The organism is Arthrobacter sp. zg-Y919, from assembly GCF_030142045.1.
Lineage (GTDB): Bacteria > Actinomycetota > Actinomycetes > Actinomycetales > Micrococcaceae > Arthrobacter_B.
Window position 1 is genome coordinate 877,436 of sequence record NZ_CP126242.1, and the last position, 25,598, is coordinate 903,033.

Here is a 25,598-nt window from a genome sequence, read left to right on the forward strand (position 1 = left end):
GTTCCCTGCATGGAATGATTAGGGCAGACTTGTCTTGCGAAATGCCTCGGGCAGTCCCTAATTGAGGAGTTTTTGTGTCGGTTGTTTCCACTCCCGCGAGCCTTCACCGTGCCGGCGGTTCCATGGACAATGCCGAGGTGGAGCGGATCCGGAACGACTTTCCGATCCTCGACCAGGAAGTCAACGGGCACCGGCTTGTCTACCTCGACTCCGGCGCCACCTCGCAGAACCCGCTGAGCGTCATCGAGGCTGAACAGGAGTTCTACGAGCAGCGGAATTCGGCCGTCCACCGAGGCGCCCACACTCTGGCCGTTGCGGCCACCGATGTCTACGAGCAGGCCCGCGAAACGGTGGCCGCGTTCATCAACGCCCGCCCCAATGAGCTGGTGTGGACTTCCAACGCCACCGAGGGGCTCAACCTGCTGGCCTATTCCTTCTCCAACGCCTCCCTGGGCCGTGGGGGAGAGGCGGCGGCGCGCTTTGTCCTAAAACCCGGCGACGAAATAGTCGTCACGGAAATGGAACACCACGCCAACCTGATCCCCTGGCAGGAACTGGCGGCCCGCACCGGGGCCACGCTGCGCTATGTACCGGTGGACGACGACGGCGCGCTGCGGCTGGAAGAAGCCGAACGCATCATCGGTCCGCGCACCAGGATCCTGGCCTTTTCCCACGCCTCCAACGTGCTCGGGACCATCAACCCGGTGGACACCCTCGTGGCCATGGCCCACCGCCACGGCGCCCTGGTGGTGCTGGACGCGTGCCAGTCGGTGCCGCACATGCCGGTGGATGTGAAGGCCCTCGACGTCGACTTCCTGGTCTTCTCCGGCCACAAGATGCTCGGTCCCACCGGAATCGGCGCCCTTTACGGCAAGTCCGAACTGCTCGACGCAATGCCTGTTTTCCTCACGGGCGGCTCCATGATCACCACGGTCACCATGGACAAAGCGGAGTATCTTCCCGCCCCGCAGAGGTTCGAGGCAGGAACGCAGCGCATCTCCCAGGCAATGGCCCTGGGCACGGCGGCTAATTACCTCACCGAAACCGGGATGGACCGCATCCACGCCTGGGAGGCTGCCCTGGGCCAGCGCCTGGTGGAAGGCCTGGAGCGGATCGACGGAATCCGTGTCCTGGGCCCGAAAGCCGGCGTGGAGCGGATCGGCCTCGCGGCGTTCGACGTCGACGGCGTCCACTCCCACGACGTGGGCCAGTTCCTGGATGACCAGGGGATTGCGGTGCGGGTAGGCCACCACTGCGCACAGCCGCTGCACCGCCGGCTGGGGCTGGTCTCCACTACCCGTGCCAGCACATACCTCTACAACACCACCGGCGACGTCGACGCATTCCTGGCCGCCGTTGCCGGAGTCCGTCCCTTCTTTGGAGTGAAGTAAATGAGCTCGGACCTGCAGCAGCTCTACCAGCAGATCATTTTGGAGCATGCGAAGCGGCGCCGCGGCGACGGGCTGCTCGATGCTCCGGCCGGGGTTGCTTCAGGGGAATCCCATCAGCTGAACCCCACGTGCGGAGACGAGATCACGCTGCGCGCCGTCGTGGACGGTTCCACTGTGGAGGGCGTCAGCTGGGAGGGACAGGGCTGCTCCATTTCCATGGCCTCGGCGTCGGTGCTGACCGAGCTTGCGGCCGGCACGGACCGGGACACAGTTCTCTCACTTGTCGACGAGTTCCGGACGCTGATGCGCTCCCGCGGCAGCATCGAACCGGATGAGGAAGTGCTCGGGGACGCCGCGGCGTTTGCGGGCGTGGCACGGTATCCGGCGCGGGTGAAGTGCGCCATGCTGGCCTGGGTGGCGCTGGAGGAAGCGCTGCTGGCAGCGAACCCGCCGGTAGGCTAAGGGCTTCGAAACGGCTGAGGGCTCCGAAAGCAGCTCCCACCGGACCCGCGCAGGACCCACAAAGGAAGGACCCACGGCCCGGTGTGAACCGGGGCCGTGGGTCTGTGACCGTGATTGCTACTGCGGCTGCGGTGTCGTAGCCGCTTCAACCCGCAGCTACACGCTGTCCGTCCGCCGTCGGCTGATCATCACGGCTGCACCGCCTGCCAACAGCGTGCCGATGCCAGCTGCTCCCCACAGGGCCAGGGACCCATCGGCTCCCGTCGTGGCCAACGTGGCCGGGTTGCTCCGGACTGCTCCACCGCTGGAAAGCACGTTGATGCCGGCTGCCGGTGGAACAACCGGATCGTTGGGCGGGTCGATGAGCAAAACCTGCGGATCGGTTGGGTCGGCCGGTGGGAGCGCTATCTCAGTCGACGGGTCCGTAGGGTCCGACGGGTCCGTGGGGTCCGCGGGCGGATCGATAACGGTGACCGGCGGGTCCGTCGGCTCCTCCGGTGGATCGGTAGGCTCCGGTGTCTCCGTTTCCTCGCAGTCATCGTCGTGGCCGTGGCCGGGCTTGTCCTTGTCGGGTTTCCCGTGGCCGTGGCCGGGCTTGTCCTTGTCCGGTTTCCCGTGGCCGTGGCCGGGCTTGTCTTTGTCTGGTTTCCCGTGGCCGTGGCCGGGCTTGTCCTTGTCGGGTTTCCCGTGGCCGTGGCCGGGCTTGTCTTTATCCGGTTTCCCGTCGCCCTTGTCCGGTTTCCCGTGGCCGTGGCCGGGCTTGTCTTTATCGGGTTTCCCGTCGCCCTTGTCCGGTTTCCCGTGGCCGTAGCCGGGCTTGTCTTTATCCGGTTTCCCGTCACCCCTATCGGGTTTCCCGTGGCCGTAGCCGGGCTTGTCTTTATCCGGTTTCCCGTCGCCTTTATCCTCCCTTTCCCCGCCACTGCCGGATTTACCCATATCCCCAACATCTGGTTCACCATTGTCGGGCTCTCCTGCTGTTTCTTCGGGAGCAGCAGGAGCCGCGGGTAGCTCCAGGCCGGGAGAGGGTGCTGGGTCGGCTGGCTCCGCGGGTACGTCAGGTGCCTGGGTATCGGCGGGAGGTACCGCATCAGCGGCCGGATCCGTTTCACCGGCCTGTGCAGTACCGGTCCCGGCGAGCATCAAAACGCCCGCAAGCATAAAGGCGGAAGTGGTTTTCTTCATATTAGGTCCCCAAAAGTCATTAGATATCGGAAGGCCGAACAATGTCGGCAGAGGCCGACCGGCAGGGGGAACCTAGCAGTCGGGCTGCAATATCTGAATGCGTATTTAGGCGACCAAGTAGGCATTACTCGGGTATCGAGAAATGCTGTGTTTTAAATGCGTTTACACACCACGTAATTCGATTGCACGTGTTTCTCCGGGCTTGGCGGGGGCATGCGCAGCGTCGGCCGTGAAGGGCAGGCCGGGAGGGGTATGCAGCTTTCCTTGTCTCCCGGCCGGGTGGTCCTCAGGGCCGGCCCATGCCCTTGTAGTTCCAGCCTGCAGCCCGCCATGCGGCCGGGTCAAGGACATTGCGGCCGTCGATGATGTTCTTGTCTGCGACCAGTGGCCCGGTGGATACCGGGTCAAGAGACCGGTATTCCTTCCACTCGGTGAGGAGCACCACCACGTGGGCGCCGAGCAGGGCGTTTTCGGTGGCCGGTTCGTAGCTCAACTCGGGGAAGCGGCCCTTGGCGTTCTGCAGTGCCTGGGGATCGGTCACTGTGACGGTGGCACCCTGGAGCTGGAGCTGCGCTGCGGCACTGAGGGCGGGGGAGTCGCGGACGTCGTCGCTCTCCGGCTTAAAGGCCGCACCCAGGATAGTCACGCGTTTACCCAACAGGGATCCACCGCAGACCTCCCGCGTCATCTCCACGACCTTGGACCGGCGCCGCATATTGATTGCGTCCACCTCCCGGAGGAAGGTGAGGGCCTGATCGGCGCCGAGTTCGCCGGCACGGGCCATAAAGGCGCGGATGTCCTTGGGCAGGCAGCCTCCGCCGAACCCGACGCCCGCATTCAGGAAACTCCGCCCGATGCGTTCGTCCATGCCAATGGCATCGGCGAGGGCCGTGACGTCGGCTCCGGACGCGTCACACACCTCCGCCATGGCATTGATGAAACTGATCTTGGTGGCGAGGAAGGAGTTTGCGGCGGTCTTGACCAGCTCGGCCGTCGCGTAGTCCATGGTCAACCGGGGTGTGCCTGCGGCCAGCGGTGCCGCATATGCCTGGTCGAGGACCGCGGTGGCGGCAGCGCCTGACGGGCCTTCGGGCAGTCCGTAGACCAGGCGGTCAGGGGAGAGGGTGTCCTGTATGGCGTGGCCCTCGCGCAGGAATTCCGGGTTCCAGGCCAGGACGGCTCCGGGTGCTTCATGCGCCAGATACTCGGCCAGCCGCGCGGCGGTACCCACCGGAACCGTGGACTTGCCCGCTATGACGTCTCCGGGTGCCAGATGGGGTGCCAGCCCGGCGACGGCTGCATCCACGTAGCGCATGTCTGCCGCGTATTCGCCCTTTCGCTGCGGCGTCCCAACGCAGAGGAAATGAACCTCAGCGCCGGCTGCATCGGCCGGATCCGTGCTGAATGCCAGCCGGCCGCTCCCGAGCGCTTCCGCAAGAAGCTCAGGCAGCCGGGGCTCGAAAAAGGGAGCGCGTCCAGCGGCCAGGTCTCCGATCCTTGCTGCGTCGACGTCGATACCCACTACGTCGTGCCCCAGTTTCGCCATGGAAACCGCGTGGACGGCCCCCAGATAGCCGCAGCCAATAACGGAAATACGCACTGTTCCCCTATGTTTCATCACGGTTTTTCGGGCCGCAACAACCTTATCCTGCGCGCAGGATAGGCGGCATCAGGGGACTTCGACCGGCAGGACCACACGGAAGGTGCTTCCGGCACCGAGCTCTGAGGTGAAGGAGATACGGCCCCCGTGTGCCTCGACAATGGACTTCGTAATGACCAGTCCCAGGCCGACGCCGGGGATGGCGGCCTTCTTTACCTGGCCTGTCCGGAAAAACTTAGTGAACACATCCCGCTGGTCCTCCTCACTCATGCCGATGCCGGTGTCCTGGACCTCCAGGACTACGTGTCCGCCCTCCCGGCGGGAACGTACGGTGACCGAGCCGCCGTCGGGAGAGTATTTGACGGCGTTGGAGAGGAGGTTATCGAGCACCTGGGAGATCCGGTCCGGATCAACCTCTGCTTCCAGCGTCGGTTCACAGTCACAGTCCACGGTGACTCCAATGACCGAAGCCCGGGGCCTCACGGTATCCAGGCTGGCACGGACGAGTTCGGCGACGTCCGTTTTCCGGCGGTGCAGGTGCATGGTCCCTGAAGCGGTGGTCAGCAGGTCGGCAACCAGCAGCAGCAGGCGTTCGGCATTGCGCTGGGCAACCCGCAGCGCGCTGTGGAGGTGGCCGGGGACCCCGTCCATCTCCGGGTCATCCAGGACCAGGTCGAGGTAGCCGATGATCGACGTCAGGGGTGTCCTGAGCTCGTGCGACACGCTGGAGACGAAGTCTTCCTTGGCATTGAGTGCGTTCACCATGTCGGTCACGTCGCTGTAGGCCAGCACCGAGCCGGCAAACTCCCCGTTGTCCCGCAGCGCCCGGGAACAGACGGCCAGCGCGCGCTGGTGGTTGGCCGGCCCGACCCACATGATGACATCGGAAAAGGACTCTTCACGCAGTGCCCGCTGGGCCGGGCGTTGGGCCGGTGCCAGGGGCGTGACCTGGTCCAGATCGAAAATGAGGGCGTCCTCGCCATGGATGGGTACGCCATCCGCGATGGCGAGGGCATGGTTGGCCCGTTGCCGGCTGTTCATGAGGATGGTCTGCCCCTTGGCATCGATGGCCATAACGCCAACGTCCACCGTCTCCAGCACTCCATCAAGCAGCTGGGAGCGCAGCCGTGTTTCCTGCAGGCTGCCCTGCAGCTGCGCCTCGGCCGCGGTGAGCCGTGCACGTTGAACGGATGTATCGTTCTCCACCGTCGAGACCACTATGGCGATGCCCATCATGACGAACGGAATAAGCAGCGGAGCGGCCAGTTCTACCAGCTCGGGTGATCCCTGGCTGAAAATCGGGGCCCACAGCACCAGCGTGGTGCAGACATAGCTGAGTATCCAGGCCGCACGTGGTGCCGCACCGGACCAGGCCATCCAGAAAACAGGGAAGACGGCCAGGAAACTCAGCCCGATTACGGAGTTTCTGCCGTCATGGTAAAGGCCGCCCACCACAGCGAAATCCAGCACAGGGATAATCCAATAAGCCAGCGGGGAATACCGCTCCCACGGCACCGCCACGCAGGCCGCAGTCAAGAGGGCAAGAAGTACCAGGCCTAATTGAAAACTGTGGCTGCCGAAAACGGCGGGGGCGACGACGGCAGTAATCGGCAGCGCTACGGCAACCGAAATCACGAGTGGGAGCTGGCTTATCAACAGTCTCAATCGAAGACTTAGTTCATTAAACTGCGATTTGATCCCCATCATGGCAGCCGCACGGTCTTGGAGACTGGACATATAAAATTGGAACCCCCGGATTCCTATAGTGGTAGCTCAGATTATAGGGGTGCTCCTGTAAGATACGGTGCAAGGGGTGCGGACAATCAGAACGTCCGCGGGACAGGAAAAAATACAGGCATGGAAATACAGCGCGTAGCCGTCATCATCGAAGACGACGCAGATATCCGGGATCTTCTATATGCAGTTCTGCAGCAGTCCGGTTTTAAGGTCTTCACTGCACCGAACGGCTCGGAAGGCGTCGAAACCGTGCGGCTGCATAATCCCACGGTCGTCACCCTGGATCTGGGCCTCCCCGACATTGACGGGTTCGAGGTGATTCGGCAGCTGCGGCAGTTCAGCGACGCGTACATCGTGATGCTCACCGCCCGCGCCGAGGAGCTCGATACCCTGATGGGACTCGAAGCCGGAGCAGACGACTACATCACCAAGCCTTTCCGGCCGCGGGAGCTCCGCGCACGGATCTCGGCCATGCTCCGCCGCCCGCGCGGGGAATCCGGTGCAGCGTCAGACATCCCCGATTCCGGCGGTACTGCTGCTTCCGCTCCCGAAGGGGCGCCGGTGGCAACCCTCACGGCATCAGCCCCCGTGTCCGCGCAGATGGTCCCGGCCGCTCCGGGGACGTTCGCCCACAACGGCCTGACCCTGGACCCGGGCACCCGGACCACCGAGATTAACGGTGAGGGCGTGGAACTGACCCGCACCGAATTCGACCTGCTGCATGCCCTTCTGGAGGGAGGCCGGCTGGTACGGACCAAGACGGACCTGGTCCGGCGGCTGCGCGGCGAGGAATATGACACGGGCTCCTTCATCAGCGATGCGGATGAGCGGACTGTGGAAGTGCATGTGGGTAACCTCCGCCGCAAACTTGGCGACGATTCGAAGTCGCCGCGCTGGCTCGAGACCGTACGCGGCGTCGGCTACCGTCTGGCACCGCAGGTTTGATGGCGCGGTTCCGGGTCCCTGACCCGGAACCCCGCCGCCCGTGCCCGGGCCTACACGCTGCCCGGGCTTAAACGCGGCCCGGCGCCTATGCGCCGGCCGGCAGTTCGACGGTAAAGGCGGTGCCGCGTCCCTGGGCGCTTTCCACCCGGATGCTGCCGCCGTGCGCTTCGACAATATCCTTGGTGATCGCCATCCCGAGTCCTACTCCGGGGATACCCGCCAGCCGCACCGTACCGGCCCGGAAGAACTTCTCAAAGACATCCTCCACATCGTCGGCGGACATGCCCATACCGGTATCCGCCACACGGAACACCGCGCTGCCGCCTTCACGCCAGGCACTTACCGTAACCGTGCCGCCGTCGGGGGAGTATTTGACGGCGTTGGAAAGCAGGTTGTCCAGTACCTGGGTGATGCGGTGCGGATCCGCGGTCAGCGGCAGGTCGGCGGGGGTGTCGTCGACCAGTACGACGCCGGCCTCCCGCGCCTTTGTCTCTGCTGTGCCGAGACTGCTGCGGATGAGTTCAGCGAGGCACACAGGGCGGGTCTCCAAATGGACTGTGCCCGAGGCTGCGGTGAGGAGGTCCGACACCAGGCGAAGCAACCGCTCGCTGTTCCGCAGTGCAATCCGCAGGGATCCTGGGATCCCGCCCTGCAGCTGGCTGTCCTCGGCTTCGTCCAGCGCGAGCTCCAGATAACCCATGATCGACGTCAATGGGGTGCGGAGCTCGTGCGAGACGCTGGCAACAAAATCGTCCTTGGCTGCCAGCGCTCCGACAAGGGCGGTCACGTCGGAAAAAACGAGGACCGCGCCATTGAAGCCGCCGTCGTCGGTGCGGAGTACGGCCCCGGAAGTGTTGAGGGCCACCTGCGCGCCGGGAGGGCCCAGCCACAACTGGACGTCGCGGAAGTCCGAGCCTTGCAGGGCGCGTGCAACGGGACGCTGGTCATCGGGAACCGGAGTGGTGCGGTCCAGGGTGTAGAGGAGCAGGTCGCGTTCATGCGGGTCCACCGTCCCGGCCGGCAGGGCACGCTCCTGGAGGAGTCGTTGACGGCTGTTCATATGCCGGGGCAGACCGTCCTCGTCCACCAGGAGGACGCCGACGTCGATCGCGTTCAGCACTCCGTCGAGCTGCTGGGACCGCCGCTTGCTCTCCGCCAGCGCAGCTTCAAGGAGCCGGTCCTTGTTCTCCAGGGTTTCGCGCTGGGAGCGGATATCTTCCCGGAGCACTGAGACAGTGACCGCGACGCCGAAGCTCACCAGTGGAACGAGCAGCGGGGCGGCAAGATCCGCTCCGTCGAAGGGACCGGAACCGCCCAGGATGAACGGATGCCAAACCGACAGCAAGGGGCAGAAAAGACTCAGTGCCCGGGCGGCTACGGGGGAGACCCGGGACCACGACATCCAGAAGACCGGGAAAACGTGGAGAAGGCTCAGGCCGGTAAGGATGCCAGTGCTGCCATGGTGCAGCATGGCGATGGCGACGAAGTCGAGCAGTGGAATGATCCAATACGACGGGTACCAGAGGCGGTTCCATGGAATAGCGATGCACGCGGCGGTAACGAGCACCAGCATGATGAGTCCCGCAACGAATTCCTGCCGTTCGAAGACCTCCGGCAACTGCCAGGCAGCGACGGCGCTGATAACCCCCACAACGATGACCAACGGTGCCTGGCTCAGCGCTGTCCGGATACGCAGCGGCAGTTCATGGAATTGCGAGCTTATGCCGAAAAACCCCAGCGTCGACTGCGACAACCGCGACATGCGTGACCCCCTTGTAAGCACAACAGGGTCTAACGATACCGGTGGTACAGGTGTCAAATGACCGTGCCGGTCCGGTGCGGACCCGCCGGAAGGACGGTCCCTTACCGGGACACTTCCACATCCAGGGAAGCCGAGAGAAAAGACATGGTCTCGGTGCCGCAGCGGTCAATCGTCTGGACCATATTCCTTAGTCCGGCCAGGTCATAAGCGGCCACCAGATCCTGCGCCTGGCTGGCCAGGGCAGACAGGCGTTCGGCCCCTGCCATGTGGCTGGAAATCTTGATGCTCAGGACTACGTCCATCGCAGCATCGAAGTCCTGGTGTTCCACAGCCTGCACGAGGCGGGTGAACCGTCCGTCCCACATGGAGAGGTAATTCCCGATGTACTGCCGGCACGTACGTGCGCCCATCTGCTCACTGAGGTCCAGGAGGGTGCCCAGGGCAATCAGCCGGGGCTGTCCGCCGCGATGCATCATGCGGCACTTCCCTGATGGTGGTGGCGGGAGGCGGCCGGGCCGGGCCGGAGCCGGCAACCGGTGACGGCCAGCGGCTGGACCGGTGTCCCGGTCCGCTGGTCCCGCGGGAAAGAGAGGTACAAAAAAATTTCCTTCGAGTGTGGGGCTCGTCGATGGTCGTGAAACTGTCCTGGCAGGGAAACTTCCTGCGACACGTCCCACAGTGGCACTAAAACCTCAGGATGGAGTGCCCGCGACACTCAAGATCGAGGCAATATTTAGTGCGCGGTTTAGTGCGCCCTTTAAAGCGTTCCGGCGGGCTCTGCCGAACGCCGGGCGGCATCCCTCCCCAACGCTCCGGTGGATGCCCGCACCAGGACCGGTCCGTCGACGTCGACTGCCCCCGGCACTGCATTCCGGCACTGCATTCCGGCCATGCAGGAGGTGCGTTTCGCTGGTTGACTCCGGTTCGTGGGACCCGGTTGAGGGGACATTGCGGTTGTCTTGCGCAGCAGTTGAGGTTTTGCGGAATGTTTCTCCAACCCTGTGTGAAGGGCGCCGCGATTCTTGAGGACGGCCGGGGAAAGTGGAAGCCAACGGCAGGAAGAACTTCCTGGCCCAAGACTTTCGAACAAGGGGAACAAGATGAACAAGATGGCTAAAGGCGCACTGGCAATCGGTCTCGGCTCGGCAATGCTGCTCGGCGGCGGCGGAACGCTCGCCGTCTGGAATGACAAGGCAACCGCCGATGCGGGAATCATCCAGGCCGGCAGCCTGGATGTCGCAGCCGAGCCGGGTGTCTGGACCAACGCCGCCGGCGTGATCGACATTGCCTCGTACAAGGTTGTACCGGGCGAGCAGCTCACCTTCATCCAGAACGTCGACGTTACCCTCGAGGGTAACCAGATGAAGGCCCAGCTGAGCCTGGACCCCGTCGCGGCCAACAGCTTCAAGGGCAGCGCGTATCCCGTGGTGACCTACACGAAGGGCGGCCAGAAGTTCGATCCCGCGAAGGACTTCCTGACCACCACCAGCGAGATCACCGCGAAGGCCGTCTTCACCTTCAACCCGAACACCACGGGTCAGCAGGACATGGGCGCGACCCTGGACCTCTCGAAGGTCAACTACATCCTGACGCAGGTCGCCAAGTAACACCCGCCCCACCCCCTTGTTCTAACCCTGGTTGTGCGCGGCGCCTACGCACCGCGCACAACCTGTTCCCCTGGAGGAAGAATCCGTGAAGAGCCTACTGAAAGCAGCCGGGTTGATCCTGGCCGCTGTCGTACTGGGGCTCATGACGGTCCAGGGGAGCTACGCACTGTGGAACGTTATGGTTCCCCAGAACGCCGGCACCGTCCAGGCAGCTGACTTCACTGTCCTGGTGAATGAAGCCAACATGGCCTCCACTCCGGCCCTGGCGCTTAACGCCGGCGGATTGAACCGCGGAACGGCGGCCTACACCGCTGTGCGGGTGACCAACACGGTCAACGTCACCGCGCAGTCCCCGTTGGTCCTGCAGCCGTCGGTATCGCTTCCCCCGGCCGCCAGCATGCTGAACGGGAACCTGACGGTAGCCACCACGGTTCTCCCGGGATCGACCTCCTGCCCCGAAAATCTTGCCTACAAAGCGGGCGCCCCTGTTCTTCCGGTCCTGGCTACGGGAACCACCCAGACCATTTGCTTCAAGGTTTCGCTGAACAGCAATACCCCGGCGAACCAGCTCGGACAGCCGGTCAACATCCCGGTAAACCTCAGCGTGGCGCAGCTCGCGCCGGCAGCTAAGTGACGGATAGGAAAACCATGTCGAGTGGCCGCAGGACAGCAGAGAAGCCCGCCAGCCCGCTGCGTTTCATCGGAGCCGGGTTGAGCTACCTGGCCCTGTGTGCCACGGCTCTGGTTGCCCTGGTCCTGATAGTCATTCCGCTGGTGACCGGTTCGCAGACCTTCAGCGTCCTGACCAGCTCCATGGCACCGCACTACGCTCCGGGCACCTTCCTGGTGGTCAAACCCACACCGTTCGAGGAACTGCGCACCGGCGACGTGATCACCTACCAGATCGAGTCCGGCAGCTCTGCAGTCATCACCCACCGGATCAATTCCATCGGCACCGCCCAGGACGGGGAACGGACCCTGTTCACCAAGGGTGACAACAATGCCATTGTCGACCCCGAGCCGGTACGCGAGGTCCAGGTCCGCGGCAAGCTCTTCTACGCCGTCCCCTTCATTGGTTTTGCCGCCAACGCCCTGGGCAACTCGGACCGGGGCGAGGCCATCCAGTGGGGCGCGGTAGCGCTGCTCGGCTACGGCATCGTCACCATGGTCCGCGGTGCCCTGGCCAAGAAACGTGGAGAAGGCGACTCCGGGCCGGCTGAAGCCGACAACGGAAACCCCGGCAATGACCTCACCGACGGCGGCGCGGCCCCGGTGCAGGCTCCCCGTGCCAGCGTCCCCATGCAGGATCCCTTCGGCCATGACGATCCCCACCTGGAAGAGTGCGAGCACTGCAACCATGACAGTGCACACCCGCACATCCACAGCCGCCGGAAGCCCGTCGCTGTCTGATGCCCTTCCCTGGACGGGCGAAGCAGTGGCTCACCGCCGGCGCGGTGGGCGTTGCCGCCGCAGCCATCACGTTTGCCGGTTCCCCTGCGGCCGTTGCCGCCGGCAGCTACCTCACCTTCAGCCCTGACGGCAGCACGTACAGCCCCACCCTCGACGGCCCCGTCTTCGCCGAAAGCGCCCGGTTGGTCCCCGGTGGATCCACCGGCGGAAGCGTCTGGATCCGCAATGACGGTGCCGATGCGGCTTATCTTTCGGCCGGTGCCGTCAGCGCCGGGATGGATCCGGAGCTCGTGGGCATGCTCAGTGTGAGCGCATCCGCCGGTGCCGTGGGCGGGCCGCCGGCAGTCCTGGGCTCCAACGGGATGTGCAGCGACGTTTACCAGGGATGGGTGCTGGGGGCCGGGGACGCCGTCCGCATCCAGCTCACTGCCGGCCTGTCGCCGGACGCTCCGAACGCAGCCATGGGCCGCAGCGCCCGGTTCGACGTCGTGTTTTACCTGCAGTCCACGAACATCGCAGGTACCGGTCCCAGCGCCTGCGAAGCACTGGGGATTCTCGACGCTTCCGTGCCGCCGTCGGACCCCGGAGTGGCGGCAGGCAACGGCCCCGGCAACGACGCCCGGACTACCGGCCGGCAGGCACCTGCGCCGCGGCCGGGATCCGGGACGGTGCCGGGCCTGGCACCAGCCGGTGACGGAGGCGCGGCAGCCCTTGCCGGATTCCCCACCGCACCGGCGGCCCCCGGCGAGGAGGACAGGAACGCCGCCTTCAACACCAACGTTCCGCCGGTGGCCGCCGGACGTTTGGAAGAGTCATCGCCGGCGTCGTTCGAGAGCACGGTGGAACCCGTGATCCGTTCCCTGTCGGGTACGCTCCTGATAGCACTTTCGGTGGCGTTCTTCGCCACCGCGGGAATCCGACTACGAAGCAGGAGCCGATGAGCAGGAAATCGCAGCAGGGGGCTGCGGAGAGCGCCGAAGCTGGACAGGACACGCGGTCCGGACCGGCAGCGCGGCTGCGTCCCCAGCCGGGGTTACGCACCGCTGCGGCCGCGTTTATCGTGACTGTGCTCCTTGGCCTGGGCGGGACTGCCGCGTACGCCTACTGGAGCCAGTCCACGACGGCGACCATCACGGTCCTCCCGACGGCGAAGGTCCGGACGCCCGGCCCGCTTCATTGCAACCCCTGGGGCACGAATGAGCTTTCCTGGAAGACCGTTGCCGACGTTGATTCTGATGTGGTCTACGTGCTCACCTTCGCCATGGGTTCGACCAGCAAGACCTATGCACTTCCGCTGACCACGACGGAGGTGAAGCCCGTATATCTGTCCGGCCTGGCATCGGCGCTCGGGACCAGCAAAATGGTGCCGCTGACCGTAACCCTGCGGACCGCCACCGTGAACAAAGCCGTTCCGGCAGCCACGGCCATCGCCGCCTCCGACATTCTGGCCGCGTCGGAAGCGTCCACGCTCCAGATGTCCTACTGGTCGCTGGTGGCGGGGGCCGGCAACTATCCCTGCGCCGGCTAGTCGTCCCGGCCTTCGTACACGTCAGGGATCCCATCCGAGTCAGCGTCAACCCGCTCCCGGGCCTCGATGAGACGGTACCGCCGGTTGCGGGCCGTCAGCAGCACCGAGGCCAGCAGGGCGGCGAGGACCGAAGCCATCAGGATGCCCACCTTGGCATCGTCGTTGTGCAGTGACCCGACGTCAAAACTCAAATCGTTGACCAGCAGGGACACGGTGAAGCCGATACCGCCGAGGATGCCTATGCCGGCCAGGTCCACCCAGCGGACGTCCGGGTCCAGCTTGGCCCGCGTCCCTGCAGTGACAGCCCAGGTGGTGAGCAGGATGCCGATGGGTTTGCCTACCACCAGGCCCAGGATGATCCCGACCGCCACCGGGTCTGTGACGGCCGCACTTACGCCACTCCATCCGCCGAGGGCAACACCGGCGGAAAAGAAGGCGAAGATAGGCACGGCGAAGCCGGTCGAGACAGGCCGGAAGCGGTGCTCGAATATTTCCGAGAGGCCCGGGCGCTCCGGGTCGGCGGGCAGTTTCTGCCGGTCCGGCCCGCGGCGCAGCACGGGCACCGCAAAGCCCAGCAGCACCCCGGCCACGGTGGCGTGGACACCGGAGGCATGCATCAGTGCCCACGTGGCTACACCAAGGGGCAGCAGGATCACCCAGGCCGGCCAGACGCGGGTGCCGAAGAACCGGGGGACGCGCTGGACCAGGAACGTGAACGCGGCCAGCGGGAGCAGCATCCACAACAGGTAGCTCAGGTGTACGTCTTCGGAGTAGAAGAAGGCAATGATGGCGATTGCGATGAGGTCATCCACCACGGCGAGGGTCAGCAGGAAGATCCGCAGCGCGCTGGGCAGGTGCGAACTGATCACTGCGAGGACGGCCAGGGCGAATGCGATGTCGGTGGCGGTGGGGATAGCCCAGCCCCGCAGGCCGTCCGAACCGGCAATCACGTTGACGGCTACATAGACCAGGGCGGGGACGACGACGCCGCCCGCGGCGGCAGCAATCGGAACGATTGCCTGCCTCAGGTCTCTTAGGTCCCCGGCAATGAATTCCTTTTTCAGCTCCAGACCGACCAGGAAGAAGAAGATGGCCAGCAGCCCATCAGCCGCCCAGGTGCCGATGCTCAGCTTCAGGTGCCACGGCTCGTAGCCGATTTCGAAATCACGTACGGCAAAGTAGGTGTCTGCTGCCGGGGAGTTGGCCCAGATCAATGCGGCGACGGTCGCAATCAGCAACAGGATCCCGCCTACGGTTTCCTTGCGGAGGATCTCGCCGATGCGGAGCGTTTCACCGTAGCTGCGCCTGCCCAGGATGGTGCGCGCGCCGGTTGGCTTGGGGGAAGAGGGGTCTGAGGCCATGGGATGGATCCTAACGAATTCGGGTACGGCAAACTTATTGCCGACCAGACTTCCCGGCGCACCGTGTACCAGTCTAACCGGCTCAGGGCGCCAGCGCGTGACGCACGCCGCGCCGGCAGTGAAGCGCCCCGGCAGGAAACCTGCCGGGGCGCGTGACAAACGGAACTCAGCCGATGAGGCCGCGGACCCCGATCACGAGGGTGGCCAGTGCGAAGACCATGGCCGTGCTGATCTTCATCAGGTTCATCGTCATGTAGCGGGTGGGTGCCCCGTTGGTGTCCCGTGCCTGCGGGGACTTCAAGGCGTCCCGCAGATAGGGCGGCCACATGAGGAGGGACCAGAGGCCGGCGATAACCAGGACCAGTGCAAGGGGAGTAGGGAGGTCCATGGGTTAGTGCTGCCGGCTTTCAATCCACTTGCCGGCCTGGCCCGCCTGGATGGTCAGTGCCTTGCCGATCATCGGCTCGGCCGCCTTAGCGATCTTGTCGCCAAGGAACGGGATGGAGGAAGCCACCTTGCCGTCGACGTCGACGCGGGTGCCCTCGGGGGTGCTGATAAGGCGCTGTACGGCGTTGACCTTCAGCGGCACCCCGCCCACGGAGAGTTCCACGTCGGCTTCCCGGGATCCGTCTGCGGCAGGGGCGGCCCACTGTTCCTTCTGGGTGACGGTCAGGGTGGCGCCAACGAACTTCTTCACCATGTCCGGCAGCCGGTCCGTCGGCATGGTCCGCACGGCGGTGAGGACGAAGGCTCCCGCAGTGTCACCGTCCACGGAAGCGGACACCAGGGAGCCGCCGACGTGCTCGCTGATGCTGCGCAGGAAACCTTCATCGGCGAATGTGTCCGTCACGGTGCGTACGTCGTAGGGCAGGATGGTTGATGCGTTCAGGGCCATGGGTCCTCCGTAAGGTGGGCGGGAAGCCGGAATCCGCGGGACTGCAAGCCCGCCGACCGGCCAACCCTCATCCTAAACCGGACCTTTCGCTGCCCCGAAACTGCCCAGACCTCCGGATGCACGGGCTAGGGTTCCAGGTTGATGCAGCCCACCGGGTTCCCGGCTGCGCCGCCCTGTCCTGCGTCGAGGATGAGGAGGGACTCGGCGCCGTCGTCCGGCAGCGTCCACGGCACCGTCGTGCCTGCGGTGGCGGTGCCGGCGGCGTCGGTCGTGAAGTCCAGGACCAGGCCACCCTGCGGGCCCTGATACTCCGGGCCTGCATCGGCCGGGTCCTCGCCGCAGTCATCCCGGTGCAGCCGGGCACTGAACGTCGTATTCGCCGCGAAGCTCTGCGCCTGCAGCTGCACGGTAGTGTCCTCCGGGGTTTCCCCGACAGTCACGATGGCAACGGACTCGTCAGGGATCAATGCCGTGTTGTAGGTGGTCGCGACGGCGTCATCGCAATACGGCCCAAACGTTCCTTCAAGGATGCCGCCCGGAGTGGGGGAGGCGGTGAACCTTCCGCACCGGTCGGGGTTGGAGGTGCGGCCCGGAATGCCGGCCGCCTGGCAGTTTTCTTCGCCGGGGCTGTTCGGGGAGATGGTGGCGCAGGACGACGGGCCGGAAGCGGACTCCGTGCCGGTGGAGGTGGAACCACCTTCGGGATCGTTGTAGCCGTCGCCGTCGGGGTTGCCGGCGCAGCCGGCAAAGGTGAGCGCGAGTACGGCAAATCCGGTGGCCAGAAGGGTCGCGTTGCGAGCCATGGGGCAGTCCTTACGTCGGTCAAAGGCGAGACTGAAGAAAGGGGAATCGCTGTCCGGTTATGCCCGTGCCCTTCCAGCGTGGCAGGCGCTCCAGCGAAAATCCAGATCCACGGCGGCTGGGCGGTTCAGCTGGCCGGGACGGAGGCGCGTGGCCTGTTTCCGCTCTCAGCGGCAGCGCCATACCACCGGGCCGGCAGCGGGTAATGTTGAAGAAAACCCCGGGGTTCCGTTTGTGGACTTCGGGTATTTGCGTTGCCGTCATGAAGGAGAAACCACCCCATGAGCCTGAACGGACTGCGTGCCGCCCTCGCTGAGGACCCCTCGTACGCAAGGGTGCGGACCCTTTCCTCCCGGCCGCCCGCAGGCCGCAGTGAAGATCTTCAGATCGGAGCGCCGCAGGGCATGCGCGCTGCCTTGCTGGCGGAAGTCGTGGACGGGATCGCGGCGGCCGGGGCCGGCGACGGCGTCCCTCCGGTGGTGCTGGCCGTCACGGCAACGGGCCGCGAGGCCGAGGATCTGGCGGCTGCGCTGCGCAGCTACCTGCCGCTGGCCGGTATTGAGGAATTCCCCAGCTGGGAGACCCTGCCGCACGAGCGCCTTTCTCCACGCTCGGACACCGTGGGACGGCGCCTGTCCGTGCTCCGCCGGCTGGTTCATCCGGAAACCGCGCCGGTCCAGATAGTGGTTGCCCCCGTGCGTGCCGTGGTCCAGCCCCTGGTGGCCGGGCTCGGCGAACTGAAACCGGTGGCCCTGAAGGTCGGCCAGGAACAGCCTTTCGACTCCGTGGTGCAGGCGCTGGCAGAGGCCGCCTACGCACGGGTGGATATGGTTTCCCACCGCGGTGAGTTCGCCGTCCGCGGCGGCATCCTCGATGTTTTCCCGCCCACCGAGGACCACCCCATCCGCATCGATTTCTTCGGTGACGAGGTGGATTCCATGCGCTGGTTCGCGGTCGCTGACCAGCGGACCCTCACCGGGGAGCACGTCACCCACCCCTCCGAGCTGTACGCCCCGCCGTGCCGGGAAATCCTGATCACGCCGTCGGTGATGAGCCGTGCCGCCAAGCTCAAGGACCAGATGCCCGCAGCTGCGGACATGCTGGAGAAGATCGCTGGCGGGATTGCCGTGGAAGGCATGGAATCCCTGGCTCCCGTTCTCGTGGATTCCATGGTTCCGCTGATGGGCGAGCTGCCCCGGGGATCCATCACCGTGGTCATCGAGCCGGAAAAAGTACGTGCCCGGGCCCACGACCTGGCTGCCACGAACGAGGAGTTCCTGGCAGCGGCGTGGGCCACGGCGTCCGACGGCGGCGCCGCACCCCTGGATCTTTCGGCCGGGCTCGCAGCGGACCTCGACGCCGCCAGCTTCCGCTCCCTGGCGGACACCCGCACGGCTGCGCACGCCAACGACGTCGCCTGGTGGTCCATCACGTCCTTCAACCCCGATGACGAAACCGTCCTCGATATCGACACCCTGACCATCAACGCGCGCGAACCCCGCGGGTACCGCGGCGACGTCGCGGAAATGATGGACTTCATCGGCGGCCGCGTCCGGGATGCCTGGCGCGTGGTGGTGGTGACTGAAGGCCCCGGCCCGGCCGCCCGCCTGGCCGAACTGTTCCGGGAAAACGACATCCCCGTCTCCCTGGTCGATTCCGTGGACGAGGAACCGCGTCCCGGCGTCATCTCCATCACCACCGCCAGCGCCGGCCGCGGGTATGTCTTCGACAGCCTCAAGACCGGCCTGCTGACCGAGGCTGACCTGCTCGGCCGCGCCAGCACCTACTCCACCCGCGACATGCGCAAGATGCCCTCGAAACGGCGCAACGCCGTCGACCCGCTGCAGCTGCAGGAGGGCGACTTCGTGGTGCACGAGCAGCACGGCGTGGGTAAGTTCATCGAACTGATCCAGCGCGCCACCGGCGCCGGCACCAACAAGACGGTGCGCGAGTACATGGTGCTCGAATACGCGTCCTCCAAACGGGGTGCGCCGGGGGACCGGCTGTTTGTTCCCACCGACCAACTGGACCAGATCACCCGGTACGTGGGCGGGGAAACCCCTGTGCTGTCAAAGATGGGCGGCTCCGACTGGGCCAAAACCAAGAGCCGGGCGCGCAAGGCGGTCAAGGAAATTGCGGGCGAGCTGATCCGGCTCTATTCCGCACGGATGGCGTCCAAGGGCCATGCCTTCGGCCCGGACACCCCCTGGCAGCGTGAACTTGAGGAAGCCTTCCCCTATGTCGAGACCCCGGACCAGCTGACCACCATCAACGAGGTCAAGGCGGACATGGAACGGGAAGTGCCCATGGACCGGCTCGTTTCGGGCGACGTGGGCTACGGCAAGACCGAAATCGCGGTACGGGCTGCATTCAAGGCCGTGCAGGACGGCAAGCAGGTGGCGGTTCTGGTGCCCACCACACTGCTGGCCCAGCAGCATATGGAAACCTTCGCCGAACGCTTCTCCGGTTTCCCCGTCCGCGTGGATTCCCTTTCCCGCTTCCAGACGGCCAAGCAGGCCAAGGCCACCATTGAGGACGTCAAGGCCGGCTCGGTTGACGTCGTCATCGGCACACACCGCCTGTTGTCCCAGGAGGTCCAGTTCAAGGATCTGGGCCTGGTGATCGTGGATGAGGAACAGCGCTTCGGTGTTGAACACAAGGAAGCGCTGAAGAAGATGCGCACCAACGTGGACGTGCTGGCCATGAGTGCCACCCCAATTCCGCGGACCCTGGAGATGTCCCTGACCGGGATCCGCGAGACCTCCACGCTGGCCACCCCGCCCGAGGAACGGCACCCGGTGCTGACCTACGTGGGTCCGTACACGGACAAGCAAGCTTCCGCCGCGATCCGCCGTGAGCTGATGCGCGAAGGCCAGGTGTTCTTCGTCCACAACCGGGTTTCGTCCATCGACCGCACCGCCGCGCACCTGCGTGAGTTGGTTCCGGAGGCACGCATCGCCGTCGCCCACGGCCAGTTGAGTGAGTCCAAGCTCGAGCAGATCATCGTGGATTTCTGGGAGAAGCGTTTCGATGTGCTCGTGTGTACCACCATCATCGAAACCGGCCTGGATATCTCCAATGCCAACACCTTGATAGTCGACCGGGCGGACCACTTCGGCCTGTCGCAGCTGCACCAGCTGCGCGGCCGCGTGGGCCGTGGCCGTGAGCGGGCCTACGCCTACTTCCTGTACCCGTCGGAGAAACCGCTGGGCGAGGTCGCACTCGAGCGGCTGAAGGCCGTGGCGACCCACAACGAACTGGGTGCGGGTATGCAGCTTGCCATGAAGGACCTGGAAATCCGCGGCGCAGGAAACCTGCTGGGTGGGGAGCAGTCCGGCCACATTGCCGGCGTCGGCTTTGACCTGTACATCCGGCTGGTCGGCGAAGCCGTGGCGGATTACCGCGGCGAGGCCGAGGAGAAGGCCGCGGAAATGAAGATCGAGCTGCCGGTTAATGCCCATCTGCCGCACGAATACGTGCCGGGGGAGAGGCTGCGGCTGGAGGCCTACCGCAAGCTGGCCTCGGCACTGACCAACGAGGCCATCGACGAAGTCCTGGCCGAGCTGGTGGACCGCTACGGCGAGCCGCCGCAGGAAGTGAAGAACCTGATCGACGTCGCCCGTTTCCGGGTGGACGCACGCGCCGCCGGGCTGACCGACGTTGCGCTCCAGGGCAACTTCATCAAGTTTGCTCCGGCGGACCTGCCCGAATCGCGCACCATGCGGCTGCAGCGCATGTACCCCGGCGCACTGGTGAAGCCCGCATTGAACGCCGTGCTGGTGCCCAAGCCGAAGACAGCCAGGATAGGCGGCCGGGATCTGGTGGACGCCGAAATCCTGGCCTGGGCCAAGCAGGTGCTTGACGCCGTGTTCAAGGAGTAAGGCGGCTGGCTAGCCTGTCACCGCTATAACGAAGACAGCTGCGGCAGCCACGACACACGAGGCGAGTACCGCGTAGCCAATGAGGAGAATCCGCTGCTGCCGGGCCCGGTCCCGGCGCCATTCCCTACGGGTCATGGTGGTAGTCATGAAGCCGAATCTAGGGACCGGCCGGCAGAGGCGCTAAGAGTAGGAGACACCTGCCTGTCCGCAGCCACTACTCAGTTAAACACTGATGCACCCGAGCCCGAAGGCTGGGGTGCATCAGTGTTTAGAGCAACTGGCCTGTGAACGGCCGGGCCTACTCGTTGTGCGAGTAACCCTTGGCGAGCTCCGTGGTGGTGTCGGAACGGCCGATGCTGAATGCCACGAGGTACATGCCGGTCGCAGCAATCAGCAGGACTGCCATGGGCCAGACATTGTCCAGGGTCAGCCAGTTAACCGCGTAGATGGCGCCAAGGAAGATGGCGAACATCACGGCGAAGATGAGGACGTTGCTGACCAGATGGCCCTCGCCCGAGTGTGAAGGCTGCTTTGACCGTGTTCCAACCATGAAGTTCTCCGTTTCAAAAAGTGTCAGTAGCTATGCCGGTCAGTAGCCCGACGTGGCTTTGCTTCCATTAACAATAGCGATTCCCGAGCTCGCTCCGATACGCGTGGCTCCTGCATCGATCATTGCCTGTGCGTCTTCGAGGGAACGGACACCGCCGGAAGCCTTGACTCCGAGGTCCGGGCCGACCGTACGGCGCATCAGCGCGACGTCGTCGGCCGTCGCTCCGCCGCCATTGAATCCGGTGGAGGTCTTCACGAAATCAGCGCCGGCTTCGACGGAGGCTTCGCAGGCCAGAACCTTCTGCTCTTCATTGAGCAGCGAGGTTTCGATGATGACCTTGAGGATGCCACCGGCAGCGTGGACGGCGTCGGCCACTGCTGCGATGTCCCTGACCAGGGCAATCCGGTCGCCGCGGCGGGCGGCTGCGATGTCAATGACCATGTCGATTTCATCCGCACCGTCCTGAAGCGCCCCCTGGGCTTCGAAGACCTTCACTTCGGTGGTGGTGGCGCCCAGCGGGAAGCCAATGACCGAGCAGGTGAGCACTCCGCTGCCCTTCAGGGCATTGTGGACGGTGCCGACCCAGAGCGGGTTTACGCAGACGGACTTGAACTGGTATTCAGCGGCTTCGGAGCAGACCCGGAGGATGTCGTCGCGGCTGGCCTCGGGTTTGAGGAGCGTGTGATCAATATACGAGGCAATGGGTGTAGACATGGGTTCTATCTTGCCATAGCGGAGTTGAGGCGCGTGGCCGGGATCACTGCCGGCGCCGGAGAAGTACCGCGGTTAGTGCCATAGCAAAGACCCGGCCGCCTTATGTTCTTCGGCCGGGTCTTTGCGGTGACGCTGTTAGGTCCGAAGGGGCCACATTCCGAAAATGGAAACAACGTTCGTTTTCACGGTTACTTTTTCCGAGGCTGCCGCGGAAACAGATGCGGCCGACGCCGGTGCCGCCACACCGGCCCCGGTGATGACAGCGGTCAGCAGCATTGCTGCACCAAGCTTTTTCATGTTCTGCTCCTAGGAAGATGTAGGACTGAGGAATTCAGACACTTGGAGTATAGCTACACGTCGAGCTGAGAAAATATTGATTCTGTTGCTGGTGCGGCAATCCTGCGGGGAACCTGCGGTGGTGTTAGGTTTGCAGTGATTTTGGAGCCGATGCGGCGTTTGCTGGAAGGAACCGGTTGCAGCTCCCATAACCCCGAATCCCTCTGGATAAATACCGTGAGAAGGTGCCTGACACGTGGATAGCAATGCAGCATTCATCTTGGACGAATACCGTGCCATGCAATCTCAGCAGCGACGGGATTACCGGGATGCCATAAGTCATTCGCAATCCGCAGCAGAAGCCGCAAGGAAAAGCGGAGACGCTTTAGGGCTTTGTCGCATGGAGTTTCAAACGGGTCAGCTCCAACTTGACCTCGGGCTGATTCAGGATGCCATTGCGACCTGCCGAAAGCTGCTGGAGTCCGAAGCGATAAAGCAGTATCCCGACCTCGAGTCCCGCACCAGGGTGCTCTTGTCGCGCATTTTCCACAATGACGGCCAAATGCACGATGCGCTCGAAGTCGCGAGGGAAGCCACACGCATTCCGGCGGACGACCTGTCGCTGGATGCACGCCGAAGTGTTCAGCACGCGTTGGTCGCTGCGCTTGCTGAGGATGGCGATACTGAGGCGGCATGGGCCGAGGCCATGAATCTTGCCGGCATGCTGGAAGGGGAAACCAGCTACTACGATCTCGGAGTTGCACAGTGGACCATCGGGAACGTCGCGTTTATGTCCTCCCGGCTGGATGAAGGATTGGCGTACCAAAGCCTGGCAATGGAAAACCTTTCACGCTTGGACAACGTCAATCTCTGGGCCCAATTCAACAAGGCAACCGCGCACATGCGCTTGACGGCAGGGCTTACCGGCCCGGAAACGGCAGAGTTCGTAGAGCGGGCCGAGGTGGCTTTTGCTGTCGCCGGAGGCAAGGAAATCGATCTGTACGAAGTCCGGATCACACGTGCCTGGTGGGAACTTGCGTCCGGGAATCCATCCACCGCGGAAGAGCTGCTCCGTCCACTGGACAAGGAGCTTGCTGGTCCCTATCCGTTCCTTCAAGCGCGGGTGCTGTTGTTATTGGCACGCTGCTTCCACGCCCTGGGGCGCACCGGCGAGGCCTTGAGAAGTGCCAGACAGAGCGAAGGCATCTTCATCGAGGTCGGTGCCGACGTGTTTGCGTCCGAGTCCCGGGCGTTTATTGCAGTCCTTCAGGAGGCACCGACGTCATGATGTGCCATGAAAAATAGTTTCGGAGTGGGGAACTCGATATTTAAGCATCGAAGGCGCACAATACAGACTTAGGTACCGATCCGGGGCGGTCATGCTGTGGCCCTTCGGTACGGTGAAGCAGATCCGCTGCATTGAGGTCCTGCGCGGCGACTTGGGGGAAGCTATGGCAAGACACGACACCGCGGACCGCAGCGGCGCAGAACCGTCCACCGTCACACCGGGAAACGCACGCACGGCTCCCGGGCAGGGGCTGCAGTGCCCGCCACCTCTTGGGACGGTCCAGGTGAGCCTGGCTGATGAGGGCCACCTGTTGCTGGTGCTCCCACCCGGAGAGGTGGTTACCGGGTCCATGGCTGCCCAAGCAGCCGAGGAAATCGACCGCCTGGCTTCCCTGCACAGCCTGCCAATGCTCCTGACCCTCTCCGGGGTCGAGTCTATTTCCCGCAGCGCCCGGGATGTCTTCAGCGCCGCGCGGTCCCTTACCGCCGTCGCCGTGCTGGGGATCTCCCCGGTGGATCGGGTGATCGCCAATTTCCTGCTCGGGGGAGAGGTCCAGCCGTGTCCCACACGGTACTTCTCCTCGGAAGATGCGGCGCTTAGATGGCTGAAGCGGTACAGCGCGTGACACTGGAGCACGGTCAGGATGTAACGTCGGATCCCCGCCTGGACCGGATCGTCGAGGGCATTGTCAGTATCGCGGCCGGAAACCTGACGGCCCGCATCCCCATCTCGCCGACCCGGGACCAGATCGACGCCGTCAGCACCGGTATCAACCTCCTGGCAGCCGAACTGGACGACGTCTACCAGGACATGGAACACCGGGTGGAGTCCCGGACGCTGGAACTGCGGGAAGCACACCGGCAAATGGAGCGGATGGCCTTGTCGGATCCGCTCACGGGGCTGGGGAACCGGATAGCCCTGATGCAGCAGGTGGAGCTGGCCCTCGAGGACATGGCAGGCGGAGCGGCGGCGCCCGGCGTCCTGATGATTGATTTGGACGGTTTCAAGGAAATCAATGACAGTTTCGGGCACCGGGCCGGTGACCTGGTGCTGCAGGAAGTCGCCTCCCGGATGCTCGCATCCGTCCCGGAGGGAAGCCTCGTGGCGCGGCTGGGCGGCGACGAATTCGCCGTGCTGCTCCCCGCCGTCGGGCGGCCCTCCGCACATGGCGTTGCCGAAGCGATCCAGGCCTCCCTCGGAGTCCGGATTCTCGTGGAGGAACTGGATGTCTGGCCCCGGGCAAGCATCGGTGCCCATGTGGCCCAGGCAGGGCAATCCGCGGAAGACCTGCTGCTGTATGCCGATACGGCAATGTACGTGGCGAAGGAGGAAGGCCCGGGACTGATCAGGTCCTTCGAACCTGTGATGCTCTATGCCCGCCAACTGCGCCGGGAGATGGTTTCTGAACTGCGGAACGCCGTGGACCGGGACGAGTTCCGTCTGGCGTACCAGCCGGTGGTTGACCTGGTGACCGGCCGGATGCAGGGCGTTGAGGTCCTGCTCCGCTGGGAGCACCCGACGCAGGGGCTGACCATGCCGGATGCCTTCATTCCGATGGCCGAGGAAAGCGGTGCCATCCTGCGTATCGGGCGCTGGGTGCTGCGGTCCGCACTGGAGCAGCTGGCCGCCTGGCGTGCGGAAGGGCGGAGCCAGGAGGGATTCCACGTCCGTGTGAATGTTTCGCCGTCCGAGCTGCAGAACATGGACCTGGTGGACTATGTCCGGGCTGCCCTGCGGGACACGGGTGCGGCGCCGCAGGATCTGGTCCTCGAGATCACGGAGAGCGCGTTCGTCGGCGGCGGTGACGTGGAGACCTACTCCATGAGGTCACTCAAGGCCCTGGGCGTCCGCCTGGAAATCGACGACTTCGGTACGGGTTATTCATCCATCAGTTATCTGCGCCGGCTGCCGGTGGACACGGTCAAGGTGGACCGGGCCCTGATTGCCGATATCAGCCGTGACGAGGGCCAGCTGCAGTTTGTCGACGCAGTCCATCGGCTGATTCAGGCCGCCGGGATGGAAGCGGTTTTCGAAGGCATCGAAACACGCAACCAGGCGGGGCTCCTGCGCCGGATGGGCTGCTCCAGCGGGCAGGGGTACTTCTTCAGCCGGCCCCTGACCGCTGATCAGGTGGGGACGCTCCTGGCCAGCGGCAGCCGCCTGCCGCTGGCCACCGAACTGCTGGCCTGATCCGCTCCGGCGGAC

General features: G+C 64.6%; 25 protein-coding genes. 12 read left to right on the forward strand and 13 right to left on the reverse strand.

What is annotated here, in order from left to right:
- The first annotated feature begins 74 nt into the window (after positions 1–74).
- Together QNO10_RS04145 and sufU are read left to right on the forward strand one after the other, a co-directional pair.
- Complete coding sequence (locus QNO10_RS04145) at positions 75–1,391, forward strand: cysteine desulfurase (protein WP_283995894.1); 1,317 nt, start codon at positions 75–77, stop codon at positions 1,389–1,391.
- A complete protein-coding gene (gene sufU, locus QNO10_RS04150) occupies positions 1,392–1,853 on the forward strand; it encodes a Fe-S cluster assembly sulfur transfer protein SufU (RefSeq protein WP_229949716.1) in 462 nt (153 codons plus the stop codon). It begins immediately after the preceding gene.
- A gap of 156 nt (positions 1,854–2,009) precedes the next feature.
- On the opposite strand, the gene QNO10_RS04155 is transcribed toward sufU, so the two are convergent.
- The 3 genes from QNO10_RS04155 to QNO10_RS04165 form a co-directional block, all read right to left on the reverse strand.
- A complete protein-coding gene (locus QNO10_RS04155; protein WP_229949718.1) occupies positions 2,010–2,792 on the reverse strand; it encodes a hypothetical protein in 783 nt (260 codons plus the stop codon).
- A 532-nt stretch (positions 2,793–3,324) separates the two neighbouring features.
- Positions 3,325–4,638, reverse strand: coding sequence for a UDP-glucose dehydrogenase family protein (locus QNO10_RS04160; protein ID WP_229949721.1), 1,314 nt, complete (start codon positions 4,636–4,638; stop codon positions 3,325–3,327).
- A gap of 69 nt (positions 4,639–4,707) precedes the next feature.
- Positions 4,708–6,303 (reverse strand): sensor histidine kinase, encoded by a 1,596-nt coding sequence (locus QNO10_RS04165; RefSeq protein WP_229949723.1) that lies wholly within the window; start codon positions 6,301–6,303, stop codon positions 4,708–4,710.
- A 192-nt stretch (positions 6,304–6,495) separates the two neighbouring features.
- Between QNO10_RS04165 and QNO10_RS04170 the strand changes: the two genes are divergently transcribed.
- Positions 6,496–7,320: a response regulator transcription factor gene (locus tag QNO10_RS04170; RefSeq protein ID WP_229949727.1), complete on the forward strand. Its 825-nt coding sequence runs from the start codon at positions 6,496–6,498 to the stop codon at positions 7,318–7,320.
- A gap of 85 nt (positions 7,321–7,405) precedes the next feature.
- Here the strand turns inward: QNO10_RS04170 and QNO10_RS04175 are convergent, their stop codons facing one another.
- Entirely contained in the window at positions 7,406–9,082 is a 1,677-nt protein-coding gene (locus tag QNO10_RS04175) for a sensor histidine kinase (protein ID WP_229949815.1), read from the reverse strand.
- A gap of 101 nt (positions 9,083–9,183) precedes the next feature.
- Complete coding sequence (locus QNO10_RS04180) at positions 9,184–9,558, reverse strand: Hpt domain-containing protein (protein ID WP_229949817.1); 375 nt, start codon at positions 9,556–9,558, stop codon at positions 9,184–9,186.
- A gap of 633 nt (positions 9,559–10,191) precedes the next feature.
- Between QNO10_RS04180 and QNO10_RS04185 the strand changes: the two genes are divergently transcribed.
- The 5 genes from QNO10_RS04185 (at position 10,192) to QNO10_RS04205 (ending at position 13,627) form a co-directional block, all read left to right on the forward strand.
- Positions 10,192–10,689 carry an alternate-type signal peptide domain-containing protein gene (locus QNO10_RS04185; RefSeq protein WP_284162341.1) on the forward strand — a complete coding sequence of 166 codons (498 nt, stop codon included), beginning with the start codon at positions 10,192–10,194 and terminating at the stop codon, positions 10,687–10,689.
- A gap of 85 nt (positions 10,690–10,774) precedes the next feature.
- Positions 10,775–11,323: a hypothetical protein gene (locus tag QNO10_RS04190; RefSeq protein WP_229949820.1), complete on the forward strand. Its 549-nt coding sequence runs from the start codon at positions 10,775–10,777 to the stop codon at positions 11,321–11,323.
- A 14-nt stretch (positions 11,324–11,337) separates the two neighbouring features.
- Entirely contained in the window at positions 11,338–12,099 is a 762-nt protein-coding gene (locus QNO10_RS04195) for a signal peptidase I (RefSeq protein WP_229949822.1), read from the forward strand.
- Positions 12,099–13,040 (forward strand): hypothetical protein, encoded by a 942-nt coding sequence (locus tag QNO10_RS04200; protein WP_229949825.1) that lies wholly within the window; start codon positions 12,099–12,101, stop codon positions 13,038–13,040. Before QNO10_RS04195 ends, QNO10_RS04200 begins: the two co-directional genes overlap by 1 nt.
- Positions 13,037–13,627, forward strand: a complete 591-nt coding sequence (locus QNO10_RS04205) for a hypothetical protein (protein ID WP_229949827.1) — start codon at positions 13,037–13,039, stop codon at positions 13,625–13,627. Before QNO10_RS04200 ends, QNO10_RS04205 begins: the two co-directional genes overlap by 4 nt.
- On the opposite strand, the gene nhaA is transcribed toward QNO10_RS04205, so the two are convergent.
- From nhaA to QNO10_RS04225, 4 genes are all read right to left on the reverse strand, one after another.
- Positions 13,624–14,988, reverse strand: a complete 1,365-nt coding sequence (nhaA, locus tag QNO10_RS04210; RefSeq protein WP_229949829.1) for a Na+/H+ antiporter NhaA — start codon at positions 14,986–14,988, stop codon at positions 13,624–13,626. The genes QNO10_RS04205 and nhaA overlap by 4 nt on opposite strands.
- Positions 14,989–15,154: 166 nt before the next feature.
- Complete coding sequence (locus QNO10_RS04215; protein WP_229949831.1) at positions 15,155–15,376, reverse strand: SCO4848 family membrane protein; 222 nt, start codon at positions 15,374–15,376, stop codon at positions 15,155–15,157.
- Positions 15,377–15,379: 3 nt separating this feature from the next.
- Positions 15,380–15,883, reverse strand: a complete 504-nt coding sequence (locus tag QNO10_RS04220; RefSeq protein ID WP_229949833.1) for a DUF2505 domain-containing protein — start codon at positions 15,881–15,883, stop codon at positions 15,380–15,382.
- A gap of 125 nt (positions 15,884–16,008) precedes the next feature.
- Positions 16,009–16,686 carry a hypothetical protein gene (locus QNO10_RS04225; protein ID WP_229949835.1) on the reverse strand — a complete coding sequence of 226 codons (678 nt, stop codon included), beginning with the start codon at positions 16,684–16,686 and terminating at the stop codon, positions 16,009–16,011.
- A 279-nt stretch (positions 16,687–16,965) separates the two neighbouring features.
- On the opposite strand from QNO10_RS04225, the gene mfd reads away from it, so the two are divergent.
- Positions 16,966–20,565, forward strand: coding sequence for a transcription-repair coupling factor (mfd, locus tag QNO10_RS04230; protein ID WP_229949837.1), 3,600 nt, complete (start codon positions 16,966–16,968; stop codon positions 20,563–20,565).
- Positions 20,566–20,574: 9 nt separating this feature from the next.
- On the opposite strand, the gene QNO10_RS04235 is transcribed toward mfd, so the two are convergent.
- From QNO10_RS04235 to QNO10_RS04250, 4 genes are all read right to left on the reverse strand, one after another.
- Positions 20,575–20,712, reverse strand: a complete 138-nt coding sequence (locus QNO10_RS04235) for a hypothetical protein (protein WP_229949839.1) — start codon at positions 20,710–20,712, stop codon at positions 20,575–20,577.
- A gap of 151 nt (positions 20,713–20,863) precedes the next feature.
- On the reverse strand, positions 20,864–21,115 hold the full coding sequence (locus tag QNO10_RS04240; protein WP_229949840.1) for a hypothetical protein: 252 nt from the start codon (positions 21,113–21,115) through the stop codon (positions 20,864–20,866).
- Positions 21,116–21,154: 39 nt separating this feature from the next.
- Positions 21,155–21,829 (reverse strand): deoxyribose-phosphate aldolase, encoded by a 675-nt coding sequence (gene deoC / locus QNO10_RS04245; protein ID WP_229949842.1) that lies wholly within the window; start codon positions 21,827–21,829, stop codon positions 21,155–21,157.
- A 135-nt stretch (positions 21,830–21,964) separates the two neighbouring features.
- On the reverse strand, positions 21,965–22,126 hold the full coding sequence (locus QNO10_RS04250; RefSeq protein ID WP_229949845.1) for a hypothetical protein: 162 nt from the start codon (positions 22,124–22,126) through the stop codon (positions 21,965–21,967).
- Between the two features lie 235 nt (positions 22,127–22,361).
- On the opposite strand from QNO10_RS04250, the gene QNO10_RS04255 reads away from it, so the two are divergent.
- The 3 genes from QNO10_RS04255 to QNO10_RS04265 all read left to right on the forward strand — a co-directional run bounded on the left by QNO10_RS04255 (position 22,362) and on the right by QNO10_RS04265 (position 25,583).
- Entirely contained in the window at positions 22,362–23,393 is a 1,032-nt protein-coding gene (locus QNO10_RS04255) for a hypothetical protein (protein WP_229949847.1), read from the forward strand.
- A 163-nt stretch (positions 23,394–23,556) separates the two neighbouring features.
- Positions 23,557–24,018, forward strand: coding sequence for a DUF7793 family protein (locus QNO10_RS04260; protein ID WP_229949849.1), 462 nt, complete (start codon positions 23,557–23,559; stop codon positions 24,016–24,018).
- Positions 23,994–25,583 (forward strand): putative bifunctional diguanylate cyclase/phosphodiesterase, encoded by a 1,590-nt coding sequence (locus QNO10_RS04265; protein WP_229949851.1) that lies wholly within the window; start codon positions 23,994–23,996, stop codon positions 25,581–25,583. Before QNO10_RS04260 ends, QNO10_RS04265 begins: the two co-directional genes overlap by 25 nt.
- Positions 25,584–25,598: the final 15 nt, after the last annotated feature.

Coding starts and splice junctions, on each gene's coding strand:
- sufU (WP_229949716.1), top strand. CDS start 1,392: ATGAGCTCGGACCTGCAGCAGCTCTACCAGCAGATCATTTTGGAGCAT.
- QNO10_RS04155 (WP_229949718.1), bottom strand. CDS start 2,792: ATGGGTAAATCCGGCAGTGGCGGGGAAAGGGAGGATAAAGGCGACGGG.
- QNO10_RS04170 (WP_229949727.1), top strand. CDS start 6,496: ATGGAAATACAGCGCGTAGCCGTCATCATCGAAGACGACGCAGATATC.
- QNO10_RS04175 (WP_229949815.1), bottom strand. CDS start 9,082: ATGTCGCGGTTGTCGCAGTCGACGCTGGGGTTTTTCGGCATAAGCTCG.
- QNO10_RS04180 (WP_229949817.1), bottom strand. CDS start 9,558: ATGATGCATCGCGGCGGACAGCCCCGGCTGATTGCCCTGGGCACCCTC.
- QNO10_RS04185 (WP_284162341.1), top strand. CDS start 10,192: ATGGCTAAAGGCGCACTGGCAATCGGTCTCGGCTCGGCAATGCTGCTC.
- QNO10_RS04195 (WP_229949822.1), top strand. CDS start 11,338: ATGTCGAGTGGCCGCAGGACAGCAGAGAAGCCCGCCAGCCCGCTGCGT.
- QNO10_RS04200 (WP_229949825.1), top strand. CDS start 12,099: ATGCCCTTCCCTGGACGGGCGAAGCAGTGGCTCACCGCCGGCGCGGTG.
- QNO10_RS04205 (WP_229949827.1), top strand. CDS start 13,037: ATGAGCAGGAAATCGCAGCAGGGGGCTGCGGAGAGCGCCGAAGCTGGA.
- nhaA (WP_229949829.1), bottom strand. CDS start 14,988: ATGGCCTCAGACCCCTCTTCCCCCAAGCCAACCGGCGCGCGCACCATC.
- QNO10_RS04215 (WP_229949831.1), bottom strand. CDS start 15,376: ATGGACCTCCCTACTCCCCTTGCACTGGTCCTGGTTATCGCCGGCCTC.
- QNO10_RS04220 (WP_229949833.1), bottom strand. CDS start 15,883: ATGGCCCTGAACGCATCAACCATCCTGCCCTACGACGTACGCACCGTG.
- QNO10_RS04225 (WP_229949835.1), bottom strand. CDS start 16,686: ATGGCTCGCAACGCGACCCTTCTGGCCACCGGATTTGCCGTACTCGCG.
- mfd (WP_229949837.1), top strand. CDS start 16,966: ATGAGCCTGAACGGACTGCGTGCCGCCCTCGCTGAGGACCCCTCGTAC.
- QNO10_RS04235 (WP_229949839.1), bottom strand. CDS start 20,712: ATGACTACCACCATGACCCGTAGGGAATGGCGCCGGGACCGGGCCCGG.
- QNO10_RS04240 (WP_229949840.1), bottom strand. CDS start 21,115: ATGGTTGGAACACGGTCAAAGCAGCCTTCACACTCGGGCGAGGGCCAT.
- deoC (WP_229949842.1), bottom strand. CDS start 21,829: ATGTCTACACCCATTGCCTCGTATATTGATCACACGCTCCTCAAACCC.
- QNO10_RS04250 (WP_229949845.1), bottom strand. CDS start 22,126: ATGAAAAAGCTTGGTGCAGCAATGCTGCTGACCGCTGTCATCACCGGG.
- QNO10_RS04260 (WP_229949849.1), top strand. CDS start 23,557: ATGGCAAGACACGACACCGCGGACCGCAGCGGCGCAGAACCGTCCACC.
- QNO10_RS04265 (WP_229949851.1), top strand. CDS start 23,994: ATGGCTGAAGCGGTACAGCGCGTGACACTGGAGCACGGTCAGGATGTA.